Origin of the sequence: Bacteroides sp. NSJ-48 (genome assembly GCF_014287405.1) — a bacterium.
GTDB lineage: Bacteria > Bacteroidota > Bacteroidia > Bacteroidales > Bacteroidaceae > Bacteroides > Bacteroides stercoris.
Genome location: NZ_JACOOD010000029.1, coordinates 21,294 through 42,845 on the forward strand (window position 1 = coordinate 21,294; position 21,552 = coordinate 42,845).

Genomic DNA, 21,552 nt, shown 5'->3' on the forward strand with positions numbered 1-21,552 from the left:
AAAAAAGAGATGCTGCCTAACGATTTCAAGTTAGCCGGCATCTCCTTTTTTTATTCTGATGCGATTACCTTACTTCAACACAGCCCGATATATCGCTTCCTGTATTCTTTCCCGAATATCCGATTTCAGCAATTTTGCATTCCACACCTCCGGATAAATACGGTTGCTGAGGAATACATACACCAAGCCGTTATCCGGGTCTACCCATGCACAAGTTCCGGTAAAGCCCGTATGTCCGTATACCGATGCCGGAGCGGAAAGGGCGCAGGGACTTTTCGCAGGATTCTGCACATCCGGCTTATCGAATCCCAAACCACGGCGGCATCCCTTGGCAACCGTAGTGGTAAAGAGCCTGCACGTCTCCTTGCTTAAATAACGTTTTCCGTTCAACTCACCGCCATTCAGCAGCATCTGATAAATCTGCGCCACTTCCTCAGCCGTAGAGAACAATCCCGCATTGCCGGAAACACCGCCTTGAAAAGCGGCCGATTCATCGTGTACAAATCCTTGCAAAACTGTTTTCCGCAGGAAAGGGTCAACGGACGAAGGCACAATCTCCTCTTTAGACAAGAACCGTAACGGAAGATACCCGGTACGCTTCAGCCCCATCGGAGTATAAAACTCTTGAGCAAGAAACTCATCCATAGGCATTCCCGCACGCGCCTCAACCACCTGCTGCAGCAGAATGAAGCCCACACAGCTATAACGATACCGTTTATCCCTCAAAGGCGCATCCGCTATCTTTTGGAGATACTCCTTTTTAAAGGACTTATTCAACCAAAGACTGTCACAGACCTGCAAAGTATATTCGGCTGTACGTACTTTCGATGTCAGCCCCGGACGGAAACGGAAATTCGGGTTAGCCCACGTCTGCCGCCCGATACGGACAGGATACAGTTTATCCGGTCGTGCCTTAAATAATGTACCCTCGTAACTATCCTCATCAATGGCATCCTGATAGAACAGCAAGGTGGAAGGCAATCCCGACTGGTGGAACAGCAGTTCCCTGACCGTTATATTGCGTTTATCCGTATCCTGCAGGTAGGGAAGATAATCAGACACACGGTCTGTCAGGCTTAAACGGCCTTTATCATAAAGCTTCATTACGGCCAATAAGGTAGCTGTCGTTTTCGTCAAAGATGCAACGTCATATACGGATGCCGGTGTCACCGGAACTGCTTCCTTATTTCCGGTTATATATGTATAAGTACCGAAAGCCTTATTATACATCTCTTTCCCGTCCTTCAAAACCACTACCTGACATCCCGGATAGGCCCCTTCCTGTATGCCTTCCCGAGCAATCGTATCAATCCGTGCCAATAAGCGGGAATCCAAGCCATGCTCTTCGGGAATGAAATGAGACTTTGTCTGCGGACTTAAGGTTACCCCTTCTCCGGCAGCAAACAAACTGCCGATACTTGCCGAAAGCCGGCCGTCAGCCACGGCATCCGCATAAAGTATCCCGGCCACCTGCCGCTGTACGTCATCATTCGAAGAATGCGCCAATACCACCGCTTCGGCTGCCGATATACCCTGACGTATCTGTGGCAGTTGCTTGCCGGGAATAAAGCACACATACACCACCGGAACATCCGGAGCAAACTCCGCAAAGAAAGACTGATAAGCCGCCAGACGATGCTCGGTAACACATACCAGAATACGTTTATACTCGGACAGTTTATCTCTCAAAGCCTTACGTCCTGCCACCGGTAAATCTTTTCCCAATTGGAACTCTACCGGATGCGTATATTCGGAAAGCTGCTTGATAAAAGGCCGTAGCTTCGCTGCTTCCCCGACATTCAACACCGCAACGTCTTTAATCGCCGGATCCAGTGGCAGCACTTTCGTCGCATTGCCCAGCACGGTAACAGCCGCCAGATTCAAACGACGAATCAAATCCCGCGTATAGGGTGTATTAATTCGGGTTCCCAATCCGGAAAGACGAACAAGAGGCTTCTTATTCAGCCCAAGTGCATATTTATAAGTCAATACCTTTCTGCATTTCTCCTCCACCGCCTGTTCCGTCAACTCACCGTGCTTTACGGCAGCCAGTATGGCATCCACTTCTTCTTTTATACGCCGGGGAACGAGCAATAAGTCATGCCCCGCCTGCAATGCTTTCAAGCAGAGCGACTCATGTTTGGAAACTCCCTTCATAGCCAAAGCATCTGTGAAGACAAGTCCCCGGAACTGCAATTCGCGTGTCAGCAAGTCATAAACCACATTGCGGGAAAGGGAAGAAGGCAATCCGCGCTGCGCCTCAAAAGCAGGCACTTCCAAATGCCCCACCATAATGCCGCCTACCCCTGCCTGAACAGCTTTTCTAAAAGGATACAACTCGACACTGTCCAAACGCTCGCGCGTGAACGGTAAAACCGGAAGCGATTTATGCGAATCCACGTCCGTATCCCCATGCCCCGGAAAATGTTTGGATACCGAGAGTACTCCGCCGTCTTCCAAACCTCTGGCATAGGCGATAACCTTATTGGCAACGTTCACCGGATTTTCACCGAAAGAGCGGGTGTTGATAACCGGATTCTTCGAATTGATGTTAACATCCGCCACCGGAGCAAAATTCACCTGTACACCAAGTTCCCGGCACTGCCTTGCCATTTCCCTGCCATACTCATAGAGCAGGGTATCGTTCTGTATACATCCCAGTACCATATTCTTCGGAAAGACGGGTGTACCCCGCAGACGCATGGAAAGTCCCCACTCACCATCGAACGTAATCAGCAGAGGAATATCCGCCATGCGTTGCGCTTCATTCGTCAGCATGGCCTGGTTTTGCATCAGTCCGCCGGAAAACAGCAAACCGCCGACTTTATAATCCTCGACAACCTTGCGCAGCAACTCCTTGTTGCCCTTGTCCTGATAGGGGGCGATTGTATAGATAAAAAGCTGTCCTATCCGCTCTTTCAGGCTGAGTGTGCCCAAAACCGAATCCACCCACTGCCTGCATCGCACATCATCCACTGCCGACCTCACCAGCAACGGCTCCACGGGGGGAACAACAGCAGGTGTCGCCGGACAACGTTTCGCATCCGAAGCAAAACGCCCGCAACATCCCATTATAACCAGTATAAACAGTAACAGCCTTTTCATCCGCTATTCCTTCGTCAGTGTCAAATCCAATTCTCCTACAAAAATGCCGCTTCTCCCGGTGTGCAATACCGGAATACTCTTGCCCTCCGCATTCAGGCAGAAAGCCGGTTTCTCCATAAAAGTATGGGAATGACCGCCCAATATTACATCAATTCCCCTGGTTGCCGCTGCCAGCTTCTCATCGCAAACTTCATTCTTAAGACGGAAGCCGAGATGGGAAAGACAGATAACGACATCACACCCTTCCTTGGTCCGCAAAAGGTCGGTTACTTCCTGCGCCGCAACAATAGGGTCGTTGTATACAATGCCTTCACACTTATCGGCCTGTACCAGCCCTTCCATCTTGGGACTCACCCCGAACACTCCGATTTTCATACCTCCGCGTTCCAGGACTACATAAGGTTTCACCAGTCCCTCAAGAACTGTTCCGGTGACATCGTAATTGGCACATACCACCGGAAAGTGGGCCATACGGAACAAACGCGCCATATTATCCAGCCCGAAGTCAAACTCATGATTACCGATAGTCATGGCATCATAGCCCATAAGGTTCATCATCCGGACTTCCACCTCGCCCCGGAAAAGATTGTAATAGGGAGTACCTTGCGAAATGTCGCCGCAGTCAAAGAGCAGTACATCCGGATTCTTGGTACGGAAATCTTTCAGAAAAGTAGCGCGGCGTACCACACCGCCCGCCCCTGCATACGGGTCGGCAGCGTGCAGGTCAATCGGTTCGATACGGCTATGAGTGTCACTTGTGTGCAGAATGACCAATTGCTTGGTCTGCTGTGCCGATGCTGTCAGCAATGCGCAGAACATCAGCAGGCAATATATAGATATACGTTTCATCGAATTCTCTTTTTTAGTTTTCTGTTCTTAATCTTCCACGGTGATTCGTCCTTCCATGCGCGAAGTAATCTTCTTGCCTGCTGCCGTCTGTTGCTCTACATAGTCCATAAACAGACCGCGCAAGGTCGCACCCGGCGGACAATCTCTCTTTTCGGCCTGAATCAGGGCGGTCATATCGCTATTGCCGTCAGCCAGATAATCGATAGTGGCAACCGTGTACAGTTTGTCGTCGACAACCGGCTTGCCGGCTACAGTAGCCCCGAGCAACTTTCCGCTTTTGGTAATCCGCAAGTTCACGCCGCTGACTCCTTCGCCGCCGCGTGCCGCAATGCTCTCAAACAGTTGCTTCAGATAAACACCTTTCAAAGTCACGACACAAAGTGAGTTCTCGAACGGCAGTATTTCGTAGATGTTGCCGCAAGTAATGGGGCCTTCCGTCAGCACGTTCCGCAATCCACCCATATTCACAAGCCCCATATCGGCAGGTTTTCCAAGCACCTGCGCAGCCGCTCCGCGCAGCACATCGGCCACCAGATTGGAAAGGAGGCTTTCGGGAGCTCCTTTATCCATAGACATCTCGGCAGTGCCCACTACCCGGTACATCATACTGTCTATCTTCGCCTTGTAGGGGGCAAGCAACGCCATGGCTTCCGCATCGGGAGCAACATCATAGGTAGAGTCTATCGGCTGCATGCGCCCTTCGGCTTTTGTCACTTCGTAGGCCGAATGGCAAGATGCAAACAAAAACATCACTGCCAACGCTGTTCCTGAGACGATTTTCAAATAACATTTCTTCATATTCATCCATTTTTAAATTGCTACAAATATACTTTTCTTTTGCTGTAATCCCAAAGAGGAACGGCATTTCTTTCCATCCGGCAAAAAAGAAAAAGAGTACATCTCTTTGTCAATCAAAAGAAAAACTCTACCTTTGCACCGCTTTCGCGCAATCGCTGTCAGGACACCGAGTGAGAAGCCTGGTATGTTGCGTTGTAACGATCAAACAATTTAATAATAAGAACAATGGATTTAATTAAAATTGCAGAAGAAGCATTTGCTACCGGCAAACAACACCCGAGCTTCAAGGCAGGTGACACTGTTACAGTAGCATATCGTATCGTCGAAGGTAACAAAGAACGTGTACAGTTGTACCGTGGCGTTGTTATCAAGATTGCCGGACATGGAGAGAAGAAGCGTTTTACTGTACGTAAGATGTCTGGTACTGTAGGTGTAGAACGTATTTTCCCGATTGAATCACCGGCTATCGACAGCATCGAAGTGAACAAAGTGGGTAAAGTTCGTCGCGCTAAATTGTACTACCTGCGTGCTCTTACCGGTAAGAAAGCAAGAATTAAAGAAAAAAGAGTTAACGGTTAATCCCAAACTCCTATTTCTAAATAAAAAAGGGAAGCCGATTGATTCGGTTTCCCTTTTTTAATGTCTCAAATACCTCATCCCACGGAATGGAATTATTCGTCTTACGGAACGGACAAATGTCCCTTCGCCCGCTATCCCATATGAATAAAAAATGCGAAAAGCAAAAGGAGTACAAACAAACCTGCATTTTCTACAAGCATTTTCTTTTTTCGTGGGATTAACAAAGATTTTTCATTATAGTGAAAAAAAGTTTGATACGGTTGAAAACTTTATTTAGTGTATATCCCAAAAAAATACCGCCCAGCCGTGAAATCATATTCCGGCAGGGTGGCTATATTTTCAATCAAAGACTGAGCTTATTTAATATCTCTCAACTCCCAGCCCAACGCACTGGCTCCCAGCACAGCAGCATCAGAGTCTTTCAGTTCGGACATCATCAATTTGGCCTTGCCCTTGTAAATCATCAGGATATTGTCATCAATAGCTTTCTGGATAGGCTTGAAGATGTAATCTCCGGACTTAGCCAACCCACCGAACAGAATAATTGCTTCGGGACTGGAGAAAGCAATGAAGTCTGCAATAGCCTCTCCCAGAATAGTACCGGTAAAGTCAAAAATATCCTGTGCCAGCTTGTCACCTTGAACGGCTGCATCGTACACATCCTTAGAGGTGATGTTTTCGGCCGGAATGGAACGCAACAAACTCGGTTCGGTACGTGCAGTAAGGAACTCACGTGCAGTACGCGCCACACCGGTAGCCGAACAGTAAGTTTCCAGACAGCCGTGGCGACCGCATCCGCAGAGACGACCGTTTTCGCGACGTATGATAGTGTGTCCCAACTCTCCGGCAAAACCGTCGTGTCCGTATACCATTTGTCCGTTGATAACGATACCGCTGCCTACACCCGTACCCAGCGTTATCATGATGAAATCTTTCATACCGCGTGCAGCACCGTAGGTCATTTCACCGATAGCGGCGGCATTGGCGTCATTGGTCAGTGCCGTAGGGATGCCCAAACGTTCTTCAAACATGGCTGCCAAAGGAATTACTCCTTTCCACGGAAGATTCGGGGCAAACTCGATTGTACCGCTATAATAGTTGCCGTTAGGAGCACCGATACCGATACCTTTTATTTTATCAACACCGCCATTTGCGATAATCAGCGGAAGAAGATTCTTGCATACTTCGTCTACGTAATTGTCTGCCTCATCATAAGCTCCCGTCTTGATGGAACCACTTGCAAGAATAGTGCCACGTGCATCTACGATACCAAAGACGGTGTTCGTTCCGCCTATGTCAATCCCCACTACATAGGGTTTTTCCATGTTTGAATTCATGATATTTACTTTTTTGTTTAAAGGGTTAGTTATAACATTAATGGTTACAAATTACACAAAGAAAAACGACACTGCAAAATCTTTTTTTAAAAAACTTCACGTCAATTGCAACTTTTCGTCACATTGCTGCGTCTAATAGTTAAAATCAATAAGAACAAAGCTATAAACAGGAAAAACGTGATACAACTGAAAGACATCAACAAGACCTATAATAACGGAGCACCGCTACACGTACTCAAAGGCATCGACCTTGATATCCGAAAAGGAGAGTTCGTCTCTATTATGGGAGCGTCAGGCTCCGGAAAATCCACGCTCCTCAACATCTTAGGCATTCTGGACAACTACGATACAGGAGAATATTACCTGAACGGTACGCTTATCAAGAACCTGAGCGAAAACAAAGCCGCCGAATACCGCAACCGTATGATTGGCTTTATCTTCCAATCATTCAATCTGATTTCCTTCAAGGATGCGGTAGAGAATGTGGCTCTTCCTCTCTTCTATCAAGGAGTAAGCCGCCGGAAGCGTAACGCTATGGCGTTGGAATATCTGGAACGCCTGGGGCTGAAAGAGTGGGCTCACCACATGCCCAACGAAATGTCCGGCGGACAGAAGCAGCGTGTAGCCATTGCCCGTGCATTGATTACCCGCCCCCAGATTATCCTTGCCGACGAACCGACCGGTGCTCTCGACAGCAAGACTTCCGTAGAGGTCATGCAAATTCTGAAAGACTTGCATGAAACGGGCATGACCATCGTGGTCGTAACCCACGAGAGCGGCGTTGCCAATCAGACAGACAAGATTATCCACATTAAAGACGGTGTGATAGGAAGCATTGAAGAGAACCTGAATCACGACGCATCGCCATTCGGCAAGGACGGTTTCATGAAATAACGGACACTGCCGCGTCATTACATTAATCTCCTATCGCTTTATAACATCACTTACAGTAATCATGATAGACCTTTGGCAAGAAATATACGGTACAATCAAGCGTAACAAGTTGCGCACGCTCCTCACCGGTTTTGCAGTGGCGTGGGGCATCTTTATGCTTATCGTACTGCTGGGAGCAGGCAACGGCATCATCCATGCTTTCGAACAAAACGCATCCGAACGCGCATTGAACTCCATCCGCCTGGGCGGTGGCTGGACCACCCAATCGTACGAAGGCTTGAAAGAAGGACGGCGTATCCAACTGGAAAACAAAGACCTCGCCGCAACCGAAAAATACTTTCCCGACAATATCATCACTGCCGGCGCCACCCTGCGGCAGGGAGATGTAAACATCAGCTTCGGACAAGAATACATCAATATCTCGCTGATGGGCGTACACCCGAACTACGTAGAGTCCGAAGCCATCAAGACCGCAAGCGGACGCTTTATCAACCGGAACGATGTGAAAGAACGGCGGAAAGTTATCATTCTTCATAAAAAGTCGGCAGAAATTCTTTTCGGAAAGTCACGTACGGAACCAGTCGGCCAATTTGTCAATGCAGGCGGTGTAGCCTACCGGGTAGTCGGATTGTACGAAGACCAGGGAGACCAAAGCAGCCTGGCCTTTATCCCCTTCTCCACCATGCAAACCATCTATAACAAAGGCGATAAACTCAACAACATCATCTTCACCACCAAAAATCTGACGAGCGAAGCGGCCAACGAAACCTTTGAGAAAGAGTACCGTAAAGTCATTGCCGCCAACCACCGTTTCAACCCGGAAGATGAAGGCGCAATATGGATATGGAACCGCTTTACACAATACATACAAACACAGAACGTAGCCGGCTTGCTGCGTACCGCCATTTGGGTGATAGGTATTTTTACCCTGCTGAGCGGCATCGTAGGCGTATCGAATATCATGCTGATTACCGTCAAGGAACGCACACGCGAGTTCGGCATACGCAAAGCGCTGGGTGCAAAGCCTTTTTCCATCCTTCGGCTGATTATTGTGGAAAGCGTTACGATTACCACTTTTTTCGGCTACATCGGCATGGTGGCAGGCATCGGAGTAACGGAATGGATGAATTCCGCCTTCGGCACACAAACAGCGGATGCGGGTATGTTTCAAGCCAGGATGTTCTCGGACCCCACAGTGGATATCGGCATTGCCATACAGGCTACATTGACCCTGATTGTCGCAGGTACGCTTGCCGGATTCTTCCCAGCTAAAAAGGCGGTAAGCATCAGTCCTATCGAAGCACTTAGAGCAGATTAAACGATTATGAGAATAGACATGGATACATGCGAGGAAATCCTCGTTACGATAACAAGAAACAAGACACGCAGTCTGCTGACGGCGTTCGGTGTATTCTGGGGCATCTTCATGCTTGTGGCACTTATTGGCGGCGGACAAGGCATGCAGGAACAAATGAAAGCGCAATTTGAAGGGTTCGCTACAAACTCCGGATTTATTGCAGCGCAAAAGACAAGCGAGGCCTACAAAGGATTTCGTAAAGGACGCTGGTGGGACCTGGAAATGGAAGATGTGGAACGGGTACGCAGCATCGACGGAATAAAAACGGCCACTCCTTCATTTGCCTTATGGGGACAGACAGCCGTTTACGGAGAAAACAAATACGAATGCAGCGTCAAAGGTCTATACCCCGAATACGAACAGATAGAACATCAGGAAATGACGTACGGCCGCTTTATCAATGACGTGGATATACGTGAGGCGCGCAAGGTATGCGTCATTGGCAAACGCGTGTACGAAAGCCTCTTCAAGCCGGGTGAGGACCCTTGCGGAAAATATATCAGGGTAAACGGCATTTATTACCGTGTTATCGGCATGTGCTCTTCCGAGGGTAATGTGAACATACAGGGACAGGCTTCGGAAGCGGTTACCCTACCCTTCACAACGATGCAGCAGACATATAATCTGGGACAAAGGATAGATGTAGTCTGTTTTATCATGAAGCCGGGAGTGAAGGTTAAGGACGTAGAACCGGAAATAGAACATCGCATCAAAGCCGCCCATTACATCTCGCCGGACGACAAACAGGCAATCATGTTCCTCAATGCAGAAGCCATGTTTTCCATGATGGACACACTGATGACAGGTACCCGCATCCTTATCTGGATGGTGGGCTTGGGAACCTTGTTTGCCGGAGCTATCGGCGTATCCAATATCATGATGGTAACGGTAAAGGAACGCACTACGGAAATAGGCATACGGCGTGCCATCGGTGCCCGTCCCAAAGATATTCTGCAACAAATCCTTTCGGAAAGTATGGTACTGACTACCGTAGCCGGCATGGCAGGTATCTCTTTTGCCGTACTTATACTGCAAATACTGGAAAGCGCAGCGAATGATCCCGGAGTCATCAAGACCCATTATCAAGTCTCCTTCGGACTGGCTATCGGCACTTGCGCCCTTCTCATTGCATTAGGGATGCTGGCAGGACTGGCACCTGCTTACCGCGCAATGGCCATCAAACCTATCGAAGCGATAAGGGATGAGTAAAAAACGGCAAGGTGACAGACTGATAAAACGATAGAAAAATAAAACAATAATACAATAAAGATGAAAACAAAGAAGTATCTGAAAATCGCATCACTGGCGGTAGTAGCTGCCATATTTATCTGGACATTCGTGTTTTTGTACCGGAAATCCCAGCCCACTGTAAAGGTATATGAGACCATCGTTCCGGAAACAGCCGATTTGGAAAAGACAACCGTAGCCACCGGAAAAGTGGAGCCCAGAGATGAAGTGCTTATCAAGCCGCAAATATCCGGTATCATTTCCGAAGTATATAAAGAAGCCGGACAAAGCGTCAAGCAAGGCGAAGTGATTGCCAAAGTAAAGGTTATCCCCGAACTGGGCACGCTGAACTCTGCCGAAAGCCGCGTCCGTCTGGCAGAAATCAATGCCAAACAAGCCGAAACGGACTTTGCCCGTGTCGAGAAGTTGTTTAATGACAAACTCATCAGTAACGAAGAATACGAAAAAGGGGAAGTGAACGTAAAACAGGCACGGGAGGAATTGCAAACAGCCAAAGACAATCTGGAAATCGTAAAGGAAGGTATCACCAAGAACAGCGCTTCATTCAGCAGCACATTGATTCGTTCCACCATTACCGGACTGATTCTGGACGTACCTATCAAAGTCGGCAACTCCGTTATCATGAGCAATACGTTCAACGACGGAACAACAATCGCCACGGTTGCCAATATGAATGACCTCATCTTCCGGGGCAACCTGGATGAGACCGAGGTAGGCCGCGTACACGAAGGCATGCCGGTAAAGCTGACTATCGGTGCATTGCAAAACCTCTCGTTCAATGCCGTACTGGAATACATATCTCCGAAAGGCGTAGAAGAAAACGGAGCCAACCAATTCGAAATCAAAGCGGCCATCCAGGCGCCGGACAGCGTACAAATCCGTTCCGGCTATTCCGCCAATGCGGAAATTGTGCTGGAACGTGCCCTCAAGACGCTCGCTCTGCCGGAAAGTACGGTTGAGTTCAGTGGAGACAGCACCTTTGTATATGTACTGACCGACAGTGTACCTCAACAGAAGTTCAAACGCCAACAGATAGAAGTAGGCATGAGCGACGGTATCAAAATTGCCGTCAAAAGCGGCCTGACTGCCAAAGACAAAGTGCGTGGCGCCGAGAAAAAAGATAAATAACCGTTATACTTAAAAGAAGCAAAAACGCCATGAAGAAAAAGATACTTATATATATGACCGTTCTGGCTTGCATACAAGTTCAGGCGCAAGACCGCTGGTCGCTACGGCAATGTATAGACTACGCCATCGAGCATAATATCGACATCCGTCGGACAGCCAATGCAGCCGAACAAAGCAATGTTGAAGTGAATACCGCCAAATGGGCACGACTGCCGAACCTTAATGCCAGTGCCGGACAAAACTGGAACTGGGGACGCACGCAGACCGCTATCAAGGACGAGAGTACCGGTGATTACTCCACCGTATATGTCAACACAGGCAGTCACGGTACAAATATGTCCGTTTCCACCAGTATTCCACTGTTTACCGGACTCGAGATACCCAACCAGTATGCCTTAGCCAAATTAAACCTAAAAGCCGCTCTTGCCGACTTGGAGAAAGCCAAAGAAGATATCTCCATCAATATAGCCTCAGCCTACTTACAGGTACTGTTCAACGAAGAACTGCACCGGGTTTCTTTAGGACAAGTAGAGCTGAGCAAAGAACAATGCAACCGCATAGAGCGGCTGGCAGAAGTAGGGAAAGCCTCTCCGGCAGAAGTTGCCGAAGCCAAAGCACGTGTAGCGCAGGATGAGATGAATGCGGTACAGACGGGCAATAACTATCAACTGGCATTGCTCGACCTCAGCCAGCTTATCGAACTGGAAACACCGGAAGGTTTCCTCTTGGAAAATCCTGCCGCAACAATAGAACTTATCCCATTGGCTTCTCCGGACGAAATATATCAGTTAGCATTAGGTTGCAAGGCCTCAATACAAGCTGCACAGTATCGTCTGGAAGGAAGTAAACACAGTATCCGAATCGCCCAAAGCGGTTACTATCCGCAACTGACTCTCAGCGGGAGTCTCGGTACGAATTATTATTCGACAATCAACCGCACTTTCAGCCAGCAAATGAGTGATAATTTCAACAAATACATCGGTTTTAATCTGAGTGTCCCCATCTTTAACAGACTGGCTACACGCAACCGGGTACGTACAGCCCGTCTGCAACGTGAAAACTACTCCTTGCAACTGGATAATGCCAAGAAAGACCTCTACAAAGAAATTCAGCAGGCATGGTACAATGCGGCAGCATCCGAAAGCAAGTACACAAGCAGCAGCGCGGCAGCCTCGGCAAGCGAAGCATCGTTTAAGCTGATGAGCGAGAAATACGAAAACGGGAAAGCGAACGCCGTAGAATACAATGAGGCCAAGCAGAACCTGATGAAAGCACAATCCGATGAACTACAAGCCAAATACGAGTACCTGTTCCGTACCAAGATACTGGACTTTTATAAAGGAGAGCCTATCGAATAAATACAATTTTGGTTGTTGTGTGTTTGTAAGGAGATGAACACTTTTTTATTTATTTTCTTTTCAGGCACGGACTACACGGAAAACACAGATTTTCTTTACTTCTTTTTCCGTGAATTCCGTGCCTGAAAGAAATCATCAGATATATTGAAGTATCCCCCGTTTATCAGTTAAATACATATGGATAAGCGTTTAATTTCGTCTTGACGCTTCTTTACCTCTTTCTGACGAACGGGAAGAAGAACGTGTTGTACGCGTAGAGGATGAAGAAGAGTTGCTGCGTCGTCTTATGCTTTCGTTTTCCTTCTGAATACTCTGCCCGCGTTTAGGAGCATTTACTTCCTTCTTAGTATCGGAACGGCGTACCGGACTGTTGGTAGCAGGACGGCGATTGGACTGTTCCACGTTAGGGCGCGTACCGGAATTGGGACGGATATGAACCGAACCGAAATCCGAACGCCGGCTCGTATGGTACGATTTATTATCACGGATACGGAAAGAGCCGTTATAGGTAGGATAGTTATGTCTGCCCCGGTAATAGCTCACATTATGATAATGAACACGGTTATGTCCGCCACAGTAAGTACGATAATGATAAGGACGCGGATAGTAGAAATGATTCGGATTGGTATAAGTAACATAAATCCGGAAAGACCAATGCCCGCCACTCACATAAATCGGACGGAAGAAGTAGGCAGCCTGCATGAAACGGGAATACTGTCTGCGGCTCAATACCCAGCGTAAATCGTCATTGCGTATATCCAGATAATCGTAATACCGATTCAACGCCCATTCTTCACCCCTCAGCACATCATCCATCAGATAACGTACACCTGAAATAAAGTCATAATTAATTTCATATACATCATTATACTGAGCCGTATTCAGATTCAGTTCATAAGCCATCTTATCCGTAAGAAAGCGTGTTTCTTTACGCACTTTACTGTTGCTCATGGCCGCATGGCAGACAACAGTACTCATTATTACGGCAAATAACATAAATAATATTCGTTTCATGGCAGCGTTCTTTACAAGTTTATATTCCATCATTTTAGTAAAAACAAAAATAGGGGAATATTTTCCCCCATCCTTCTGTTTCTCTCTAATATGTTATAGGGAAAACCCTATTGCAGGTAGGGATTAGAGTTTTTTTACCAGTTCAATCCCATTTTCCTGCAGCGATACCACATGTTTTTTGTATAAATCGCCAACTGCTTTTTTAAAGGTTTTCTTGCTGACACCGAATGTATCGTAAATCTCTTCGGCAGGGCTCTTGTCATGCAAAGTGATGTGTCCGCCCTGCTCACGGATATAATCCAATAAGGTAGCAGCAAAGTCTTCCACCTTGCCCTGCCCCGGTTTCTGAAGTATCAGGTCAATCTTACCATCCTCGCGAACCTGCTTTACATAAGCCTTCAATGTCATGCCTGTATGCAGGGGTTGAAATATCTCGCTTTCATACAGCAAACCGCTATATCGGTTCTCAATAATAGCCTTAAAACCTAAATCAGTCTTCTGCCAGATAAGTATGCTGACTTCCTGACCGGGTTCATAAGGCGCTTTTTCTTTCGAAAGATAACGGTCCACTTTGGCAGAGGCTACAATCCGGTAACTCTCGTCATCCAGATGAGCATGGATTACATATTGCTTCCCAACCTGCATCTTCATTTTCTGTTCACGGAAAGGAACAAACAAATCTTTCATTAATCCCCAGTTGAGGAAAGCGCCGTATTGATTTATCCATGCCACTTCCAAACAGGCAAACTCACCGACCTGTACTAATGGTGTCAGTGTGGTAGCTACCAACCGTTCCTCGTTATCCAGGTAGATAAACACAGTCAGTTCATCTCCCGGCTTGCAGTTTTCGGGCACATAACGCGACGGAAGCAGAATTTCTCCTTCTTCACCACCATCCAGATACATGCCGAAATCAACCTCTTTCACCACCCTCAAAGTATTGAACTTTCCTAACTCTATACTCATACAAATTATATTTCGTAATATTTATAACAAGAACGATACGCAATAGAACACAGCCTATTCCGGCATCCTGCGCAAAGATAGCGAAAGGTGAGCGCAATACCAAGCCAAAAGCCCGCTTTTGAGTGCAGGTACTGCCGAGCCGCATCCTACCTTATATAAAGATAAGGAATAACTTTTCGCTCTAAAAGATAACTTTTTTATATAAACAACTCCTCCGGAAAACGGTTATCTTTGTAACGTAACAATCGACAAAAGTGTTTATTACTCACCTTTAAATAATATAATTATGGAATTTATTACAAACGAAAAGCTGACCATTGTAGGTGCAGCCGGTATGATCGGCTCCAACATGGCACAGACTGCAATCATGATGCACCTTACCCCGAACATCTGTTTATACGACCCTTATGCTCCCGGTCTGGAAGGTGTGGCGGAAGAAATATTCCACTGCGGATTCGAAGGCCTGAACCTGACATTTACATCCGACATTAAAGAGGCTCTGACCGATGCCAAATATGTAGTGTCTTCCGGTGGTGCAGCCCGTAAAGCAGGTATGACCCGTGAGGATTTGCTAAAAGGCAATGCCGCCATTGCCGAAGAATTCGGTAAGAACGTGAAAGCTTACTGCCCGGATGTGAAGCACGTGGTTGTCATCTTTAACCCAGCCGATATTACCGGCCTGATTACATTATTGTACTCAGGATTGAAGCCATCTCAGGTTACAACACTGGCAGCCCTTGACAGTACCCGCCTGCGTAGCGAACTTTCCAAACATTTCGGCATTGCTCCCGATAAGATAGAGAACTGCCGTACATATGGCGGACATGGTGAACAAATGGCTGTATATGCTTCTACCGCCAAAATAGATGGGAAACCGTTGCTGGATATCATCGGCACTCCTGCCCTGACAAAGGAAGAATGGGCAGAAATACAGACCAAAGTTACCAAAGGCGGCGCTAACATTATCGCTTTGCGCGGTCGTTCTTCTTTCCAAAGCCCTGCGTACATTTCCATAGAAATGATTGCTGCCGCCATGGGTGGAAAGCCTTTCCGCTGGCCGGCAGGCACATATGTGCACAGTCACGGTTTCGACCATATCATGATGGCTATGGAAACCGAAATCAATAAGGACGGTGTGCACTACAAAGAGCTGAAAGGTACTCCCGAAGAAGAGGCTAAACTGAAAGAAAGTTACACCCACCTCTGTAAACTACGCGATGAAGTTATAGGAATGGGCGTATTGCCACCCATTAAAGACTGGCACAGTATCAATCCGAATATAGATTAAACAATTACGTAGAAATCTATACTCATAAATAATACAAATATCCCCTTTGTTCTTGTTTTAAAAGCTACAAAGGGGATTTTTCTAATATTTTTCCTCAAAAAGCCTTGTAGTATAAAAAAATATCTTTATCTTTGCACCCGCAAACGGAAAAGGTGCCATAGCTCAGTTGGTAGAGCAAAGGACTGAAAATCCTTGTGTCCCCGGTTCGATTCCTGGTGGCACCACTTTTCGAAAAAGGTATCGGAATGTAGCGCAGTTGGTAGCGCACTACGTTCGGGACGTAGGGGTCGGGCGTTCGAGTCGCCTCATTCCGACACACAAGGCTTGACTTACAATAAGTTAAGCCTTTTTGTTCCGTTTTTGTTCCGCTAAATCTGCAATAAATAAAAATAATAGGTATTTCTGTCTGGGTTTACCTCTTTCTCCCTATCTTTGCAACAAATGCTTTCGGAAGTGTCCGATATAGCTTTTAAATCCAATTAGGGACATCCGGATAAAGATGCCCCTTTTTTTATCTTCAACGGTGGGTAAAAAAAAAAGAATATCTAAATAAGTCCCCAGGTTGCCGGGGTGCGGTCGCACTTAAAACAGATACAAAATGTATTACACCAAAACAAAGCGCAATACATAAAATTATAGTAGAGGTTGACAGGTTGACGGTTGACTATGATATAATATATTGTTTATCAGTGTAATATAACATTTTTCTCGTCAACCTAATTCGTTATGGTATTGGACTTCTTAAAAATACTAAGAGGTTACGTGGTTACAGGTTACATCCTATATTAAACGTTGATAATGAGAATAATAACAAGAAAACAGCCGTAACCACCTAATTTGTGATATTAAGGAAGGGAACCTCATCTCTGAAACTCCCTCTCTTTGCGTTTTCGTATTATAGCCAATCAAGTGACTTTCTTATTTCCTGTATCTTCTCAATCGTGGCTTTGCCTACATTGCGATACCTCATAAGTTCGCTATCTGGGATTGTACGCAATAGGCTTACATCTATAATCTTGTGTCCGCCCTCGTAACGGATGATGTTCGCCAGCTTTAGCGTACTTTTTGCCATTGTCAAAACTTTATCTTCGTTCATGCTGGTATATTTAGTTGCCCTCTTACAGCTTCGGGCGTTGCTTAAATTAGTCAAACTAAAATTTTTTAGTTTGGACTATGATGTACAATACTCCTACATCATAGTCCATAATGAACAGCTTTTTCTTGTTTCTGGATAACCCTATATATCTTAGTTATATCTTCAATCTTGATAAGAACATCAGGATATTGCCCGTTAGGGTTTAAGGAATGGCATTTTATCGTATCATTGGCATACTCTACGATTTGTCGTACTAAAATGCTTGTTCCAATCTGAATCACCCAAAAACTACCTAAATCGCTGCCTATGCTATCTTTGAAATCATTGATATTAAAAGGTTCAACAATTAATTTATCTCCGGGGGCAAAGCTACGGCGTGTACCGTCATCCATGCTATCACCCAAAATTTCAAAAGCCGATAAATTCGTTTCCATGTCTTTATGTTTATTTATGTAGGTTACTTTTAAAGTATTCCCCGCCTTATACAATCATCTTCTTGTTATTATACTCATGTGTGGGTATTTGGTTTCATGAATTGTCGGCTTCTTGGACTTTGCTCCTTTGAGTTCTGCAAGTTCCGCCTTGACTTCCTTAAGTTCGTTCAATAAATCCGTATATCCTTCCGTCAATCGGAGGATGTGTTGCATCATTGCTGTACTGATTTCCATAATAGATGAATATTTGTTTTAGTCGTTATTTCTGCCATCTGCCCGCCAGCCGTATTACTGGCGGGACGTCATAACGTGATTTCGCTGGTCGAACCTCAACGTGTATCTATGCTTGTTTATGTGGCAATACATTTCCTAATCTCTTCTTCATTTCAGCTATTGACCTATCCAAAGAAGCAATCATTATTTCATAATCTTTGTGTGATGCAGCTACGTTATCTACTATCACATTACCAAGTTCTTCAATAGAGGCGCAAATATTGCCTACAAGTTGTCTGTTTTCTTCCATGATATAATGTATTAAGTTAATCACCTACGTAATGAGAGCCGAAACGCCCTTTATTGTTATTGGTATAGTAAGCGGATGTCGGGATTGATAAATCATCATAAGCGCTGCGTCTTGCAGGTTTGGCTAAAGAAGCTTCCATCGCTTCTTTTTCTGTGTTTTTCGTGTCCTCATCAGACGCACGCTTCTTTTCGTTAACCCAGGCAAGTTTAAGGCAGTCCGCCCAATTCTTTACTCCATGAGCGAGTGAATACAGTTTCATGTACTTCTTAATCTGATGGGCTTCTTTCATTATCTTGCTTAAGTTGTAGCGTTTCATATCTTATAGCTTTTATGTTCTTTTTCTTGTGCAAATATAGCGTTAAAGATATAAATAGCAAAGAAAAAATAGATATAAAATATATCTTTAATGCTATATTTAACTTTTATTTATATCTCAAATGATATATATTGTAGATAAAAACAATATCTTTGCTACATAACTTATAAGATATATTGTTATGGAATCAAGAATTAAAGAACTATTAAAAGAGAAAGGTATTACTATTAGTAACCTTGCCGAGCAAATAGGGACGACACAAACAAGTCTTAGCCGTGCTTTGGGCGATAATGGAAACCCTACTTATGAAACATTAAATAAAATAGCAAATGTTCTTAATGTTGAAATGTCTGAACTTTTTAAAAGTAATGGGCTTTCAATAACTTGCCCCCACTGTGGTAAAAATATTAATATCAAAGTAGAATGAATATGAACGAGGAATTGACCTGTTTGCTACACGATTGCGACACGTTGAAAGAAAGGCTGTCCGGATTGCGCCCTTTGCCCTCTGATGCCCTGCAAAAGATTGAGGAAGCCTACAATATTGAATACACCTACGAAAGCAACCGTATCGAGGGGAATACGCTCACACTCCAGGAAACAGAACTTGTAGTGAACGAAGGTGTCACCATTGCCGGAAAATCAATGCGTGAACATCTGGAGGCAATAAACCATGCAGAAGCAATAGACTATATCCGTGATTTTGCCAAAAGCGACATAGAGATAAGCGAACGTACCATTAAAGAAATACATGCCCTTGTGCTTCATGGCATCAACCGGGAAAATGCCGGACGGTATCGTACCGTTCCCGTAATGATTTCCGGTAGTACCCATATTCCACCCCAGCCGTATTTGCTTGAAAAGCTGATGGAGGATTTCATATTAAGGTTCCGAGAACTTGAAACAAAGGGAACACATCCGGTTCTTATTGCCGCCTACCTTCACGATGAGTTAGTGCGCATACATCCGTTCATAGACGGAAACGGACGCACATCCCGGCTGCTTATGAACTTGTACTTATTGCGCAAAGGTTATACACTGGTAAACCTCAAAGGCTCTGATGATGCAAAATTAAGCTATTACAAGGCTTTGGAAGCCTCGCATACAGAGAAACACCCGGAAGGCTTTCAAATACTCGTAGCGGAAGCGGAAAAGGTATCTTTACAGCGTTATTTGTCAATTCTTGGAGAAACGGTATAATGAAAATTAATATTAAAATAAACACATAGCAAAAAAGTAAATTTGGGCAAAGCGTAGCGAATTAGCTGATAGAGCGTTCGTTACGCTTTGTTTTTCTGTTTTCTCCCCATTTCGCTACATCTTTTTACTCCTTCAACTTGATTTCAAGCTGTTTTCGGGGAAGCATCCAGTTCTCCAGCATGACATTAAAACGGTGTAGCTTGGAGTAGTACTTACTAACTCTCTTACCGTAAGGGGTTACTTTTCCTTTGTACGTTTTCTTGCCGTACTTGCGTTCTGGACTATCGTTTTTACTAAAGCTGGAAAGAAGCCGGTTTATTCTGCTCTCGTTTTGATAGCTGTAAACATGACAGAAAGCATATCTGCTGGCTATCACCTTGCCGTTAAGGAATAGTGTCCGGCATTTACGTCCGGTATAGGGGCAAAGGAAATACCAAACCTGCCCTTTCCCTAAATTGCTCGGTTCTGAACAGAGAGAAACACTTACCTTTCTGTGCTCTCCTTCATAGTCCCAATAAAAAAGCATTTCATTCTTATTCAAGAAAACAACGGTGGTATATTGAATGCCTTTGAGAGTGAAACGTGCACACAACGTTGCATCCGTTTCTGATTGCCGTTTTATCAACTCCTTTAAGTTTGATAATGTAATTCTTGGTATGTAATCTATAAATGTTGCCATATCTCAAATTTCTGCCTAAATACTTAGCGAATATCGGTTTTTCTTCATGTACATATACATAAACACCCTAACCAATGGTTCGGGCAGACTTTCCTATTATGGAAAACCCACCCGAAATGCAATAAGCCAACATCGTTATCTTACTATTCCATGTCTGGCAATCCGCCCGCCCACTGCTTTGCAAGTCCTTTTGCCGATACCGCAAAATCCTCCTTTCGATATTCAATGCCCAGATGTTTGCAAATGGCTTTGTTCTCATATTCCGACCGCAAAGCCCATTGTTCATAGGGGGTGTTTGCAATCGCACACTTTTCATCCATCCCGGCAAAGAAGTTGATTCTATTAACCGGGCTTTCATTCAATTGCCGTTGAAAGGCATCGAATTTCTTTCGTTCTTCTTGTGTCATTTTTTTGTTGGTTTTAAATAAATTCATAGTTTTCTTTTTCCTCGTGGAAATTGCCGTCTCCATCGAGCCAGCAAAGACATCTCCGAGAATCCAGTGATGTACTGATACCCTTACCGAAGAAACGGTTGTGACTGACAAATGCGTTAAGTTCGTCAATTGCCTGCCGGACATTATCCACAAGCAGTTTCGCCTGCTCTCTGTTCTCTGTCGGCAAGATGGTATATTCCGCATCTTTCTCCTCAATCCAACGGGAAGAGACCTGTACAACTCCGTCCGTGACCTCGTATGCCTTAATTTCCAACGGGTTCTGCGTGTGGTAAAGCAACGCTTTTCTCAATGCGTCTGCATTCCGTGAGACAGCATCATTTAGATATTCCAGAGTTTCGGTATAATCTGCATTACTCCGAAATTTGACCTTCGAGCGTGCCGCTTCTTCCTTAGCCATATTTTCAGCCTGTTTGTACAGTTTGGAACATACGGATGCCAAATCTTTCAGTTCATCGGTCGTGAACAGAAAACCGGTTTCAAGCATCGTGTTTACAATAGGCTGAATTTTGCTGCATTCCGCCTTATGACGGTTGATTACTTTCTCCAGTCCGTTTTTTCTAATCTTTTCCATGAAATAAAATTTAAATTATTAATAAATAAGTATTTAGTTAAATAATATAGGATTCATCCCTACGAATATGAAATTTCCCTCTGCATCGGTTCTAATCCATTCGGGAACACCCCCGAACATCTCATTGAACTTTGCCTGACCGATAGTCTTTTCCGCCATATCTTCTACTGACTCATAACCGTTGGCTTTGGCAAAGTTCTCATCAACCTTTATCTCGGCTATCTGGCTGCCATTTTTCCAAAAACGAAAGGTTATAGGTATCCCCTTAAACTTCCACTGTACAATATCATAACGTTCGTTACGTTCTATAAACTTCTTATGTCTCATACTCATATTATTGGATTATTAAACAGTTGT

General features: G+C 45.2%; 24 protein-coding genes and 2 tRNA genes. 11 read left to right on the forward strand and 15 right to left on the reverse strand.

Features of this window, described 5'->3' with window-relative positions:
* Positions 1-69: 69 nt before the first annotated feature.
* Genes H8S52_RS13345 through H8S52_RS13355 form a run of 3 tightly spaced genes read right to left on the reverse strand, consistent with a single transcriptional unit; the run spans position 70 to position 4,752 of the window.
* Entirely contained in the window at positions 70-3,105 is a 3,036-nt protein-coding gene (locus tag H8S52_RS13345; RefSeq protein ID WP_186909982.1) for a glycoside hydrolase family 3 N-terminal domain-containing protein, read from the reverse strand.
* A 3-nt stretch (positions 3,106-3,108) separates the two neighbouring features.
* A complete protein-coding gene (locus H8S52_RS13350) occupies positions 3,109-3,954 on the reverse strand; it encodes a bifunctional UDP-sugar hydrolase/5'-nucleotidase (protein ID WP_117741493.1) in 846 nt (281 codons plus the stop codon).
* Between the two features lie 27 nt (positions 3,955-3,981).
* Positions 3,982-4,752 (reverse strand): 5'-nucleotidase C-terminal domain-containing protein, encoded by a 771-nt coding sequence (locus tag H8S52_RS13355; protein ID WP_117666961.1) that lies wholly within the window; start codon positions 4,750-4,752, stop codon positions 3,982-3,984.
* A 225-nt stretch (positions 4,753-4,977) separates the two neighbouring features.
* Here H8S52_RS13355 and rplS point away from each other — a divergent pair, with 225 nt between their 5' ends.
* Positions 4,978-5,331, forward strand: coding sequence for a 50S ribosomal protein L19 (rplS, locus tag H8S52_RS13360; RefSeq protein WP_005652416.1), 354 nt, complete (start codon positions 4,978-4,980; stop codon positions 5,329-5,331).
* A 356-nt stretch (positions 5,332-5,687) separates the two neighbouring features.
* Here the strand turns inward: rplS and H8S52_RS13365 are convergent, their stop codons facing one another.
* Positions 5,688-6,668 carry an ROK family protein gene (locus tag H8S52_RS13365; RefSeq protein ID WP_005652421.1) on the reverse strand — a complete coding sequence of 327 codons (981 nt, stop codon included), beginning with the start codon at positions 6,666-6,668 and terminating at the stop codon, positions 5,688-5,690.
* A 177-nt stretch (positions 6,669-6,845) separates the two neighbouring features.
* Between H8S52_RS13365 and H8S52_RS13370 the strand changes: the two genes are divergently transcribed.
* From H8S52_RS13370 to H8S52_RS13390, 5 genes are all read left to right on the forward strand, one after another.
* Complete coding sequence (locus tag H8S52_RS13370) at positions 6,846-7,562, forward strand: ABC transporter ATP-binding protein (RefSeq protein ID WP_034535873.1); 717 nt, start codon at positions 6,846-6,848, stop codon at positions 7,560-7,562.
* A gap of 61 nt (positions 7,563-7,623) precedes the next feature.
* Positions 7,624-8,880, forward strand: coding sequence for an ABC transporter permease (locus H8S52_RS13375; RefSeq protein ID WP_186909983.1), 1,257 nt, complete (start codon positions 7,624-7,626; stop codon positions 8,878-8,880).
* Between the two features lie 6 nt (positions 8,881-8,886).
* Positions 8,887-10,128, forward strand: a complete 1,242-nt coding sequence (locus H8S52_RS13380; RefSeq protein ID WP_005652427.1) for an ABC transporter permease — start codon at positions 8,887-8,889, stop codon at positions 10,126-10,128.
* Positions 10,129-10,188: 60 nt separating this feature from the next.
* On the forward strand, positions 10,189-11,295 hold the full coding sequence (locus H8S52_RS13385) for an efflux RND transporter periplasmic adaptor subunit (RefSeq protein ID WP_005652429.1): 1,107 nt from the start codon (positions 10,189-10,191) through the stop codon (positions 11,293-11,295).
* 29 nt (positions 11,296-11,324) lie between these two features.
* Positions 11,325-12,653, forward strand: a complete 1,329-nt coding sequence (locus H8S52_RS13390) for a TolC family protein (RefSeq protein WP_186909984.1) — start codon at positions 11,325-11,327, stop codon at positions 12,651-12,653.
* A gap of 189 nt (positions 12,654-12,842) precedes the next feature.
* On the opposite strand, the gene H8S52_RS13395 is transcribed toward H8S52_RS13390, so the two are convergent.
* Positions 12,843-13,667 carry a hypothetical protein gene (locus H8S52_RS13395; RefSeq protein ID WP_186909985.1) on the reverse strand — a complete coding sequence of 275 codons (825 nt, stop codon included), beginning with the start codon at positions 13,665-13,667 and terminating at the stop codon, positions 12,843-12,845.
* A gap of 123 nt (positions 13,668-13,790) precedes the next feature.
* Positions 13,791-14,633, reverse strand: coding sequence for a S1 RNA-binding domain-containing protein (locus H8S52_RS13400; RefSeq protein ID WP_186909986.1), 843 nt, complete (start codon positions 14,631-14,633; stop codon positions 13,791-13,793).
* Positions 14,634-14,919: 286 nt separating this feature from the next.
* On the opposite strand from H8S52_RS13400, the gene H8S52_RS13405 reads away from it, so the two are divergent.
* From H8S52_RS13405 to H8S52_RS13415, 3 genes are all read left to right on the forward strand, one after another.
* On the forward strand, positions 14,920-15,921 hold the full coding sequence (locus H8S52_RS13405; protein WP_186909987.1) for a malate dehydrogenase: 1,002 nt from the start codon (positions 14,920-14,922) through the stop codon (positions 15,919-15,921).
* A gap of 151 nt (positions 15,922-16,072) precedes the next feature.
* Positions 16,073-16,145 (forward strand) — tRNA-Phe (locus H8S52_RS13410).
* Positions 16,146-16,162: 17 nt separating this feature from the next.
* A tRNA-Pro gene (locus H8S52_RS13415) sits at positions 16,163-16,235 on the forward strand.
* 581 nt (positions 16,236-16,816) lie between these two features.
* On the opposite strand, the gene H8S52_RS13420 is transcribed toward H8S52_RS13415, so the two are convergent.
* The 5 genes from H8S52_RS13420 to H8S52_RS13440 all read right to left on the reverse strand — a co-directional run bounded on the left by H8S52_RS13420 (position 16,817) and on the right by H8S52_RS13440 (position 18,290).
* Positions 16,817-16,993 (reverse strand): hypothetical protein, encoded by a 177-nt coding sequence (locus H8S52_RS13420; RefSeq protein WP_186909988.1) that lies wholly within the window; start codon positions 16,991-16,993, stop codon positions 16,817-16,819.
* A 122-nt stretch (positions 16,994-17,115) separates the two neighbouring features.
* Positions 17,116-17,451, reverse strand: a complete 336-nt coding sequence (locus tag H8S52_RS13425) for a S24 family peptidase (RefSeq protein WP_186909989.1) — start codon at positions 17,449-17,451, stop codon at positions 17,116-17,118.
* Positions 17,452-17,505: 54 nt separating this feature from the next.
* Positions 17,506-17,685 carry a hypothetical protein gene (locus H8S52_RS13430; RefSeq protein ID WP_186909990.1) on the reverse strand — a complete coding sequence of 60 codons (180 nt, stop codon included), beginning with the start codon at positions 17,683-17,685 and terminating at the stop codon, positions 17,506-17,508.
* A 106-nt stretch (positions 17,686-17,791) separates the two neighbouring features.
* Positions 17,792-17,974, reverse strand: a complete 183-nt coding sequence (locus H8S52_RS13435; RefSeq protein ID WP_186909991.1) for a hypothetical protein — start codon at positions 17,972-17,974, stop codon at positions 17,792-17,794.
* Between the two features lie 16 nt (positions 17,975-17,990).
* Complete coding sequence (locus tag H8S52_RS13440) at positions 17,991-18,290, reverse strand: hypothetical protein (RefSeq protein ID WP_186909992.1); 300 nt, start codon at positions 18,288-18,290, stop codon at positions 17,991-17,993.
* Between the two features lie 181 nt (positions 18,291-18,471).
* Here H8S52_RS13440 and H8S52_RS13445 point away from each other — a divergent pair, with 181 nt between their 5' ends.
* Both H8S52_RS13445 and H8S52_RS13450 read left to right on the forward strand, forming a co-directional pair.
* Positions 18,472-18,717: a helix-turn-helix domain-containing protein gene (locus H8S52_RS13445; RefSeq protein ID WP_186909993.1), complete on the forward strand. Its 246-nt coding sequence runs from the start codon at positions 18,472-18,474 to the stop codon at positions 18,715-18,717.
* 2 nt (positions 18,718-18,719) lie between these two features.
* A complete protein-coding gene (locus H8S52_RS13450) occupies positions 18,720-19,490 on the forward strand; it encodes a Fic family protein (protein WP_117917948.1) in 771 nt (256 codons plus the stop codon).
* Positions 19,491-19,614: 124 nt separating this feature from the next.
* Here the strand turns inward: H8S52_RS13450 and H8S52_RS13455 are convergent, their stop codons facing one another.
* The 4 genes from H8S52_RS13455 to H8S52_RS13470 form a co-directional block, all read right to left on the reverse strand.
* Positions 19,615-20,169: a hypothetical protein gene (locus H8S52_RS13455; RefSeq protein WP_186909994.1), complete on the reverse strand. Its 555-nt coding sequence runs from the start codon at positions 20,167-20,169 to the stop codon at positions 19,615-19,617.
* Positions 20,170-20,312: 143 nt separating this feature from the next.
* Positions 20,313-20,603, reverse strand: coding sequence for a hypothetical protein (locus H8S52_RS13460; protein ID WP_255470064.1), 291 nt, complete (start codon positions 20,601-20,603; stop codon positions 20,313-20,315).
* Positions 20,590-21,195 carry a hypothetical protein gene (locus H8S52_RS13465; RefSeq protein WP_186909995.1) on the reverse strand — a complete coding sequence of 202 codons (606 nt, stop codon included), beginning with the start codon at positions 21,193-21,195 and terminating at the stop codon, positions 20,590-20,592. Before H8S52_RS13465 ends, H8S52_RS13460 begins: the two co-directional genes overlap by 14 nt.
* Before the next feature lie 33 nt (positions 21,196-21,228).
* Positions 21,229-21,528 carry a hypothetical protein gene (locus H8S52_RS13470; protein WP_255470065.1) on the reverse strand — a complete coding sequence of 100 codons (300 nt, stop codon included), beginning with the start codon at positions 21,526-21,528 and terminating at the stop codon, positions 21,229-21,231.
* Between the last annotated feature and the right edge of the window lie 24 nt (positions 21,529-21,552).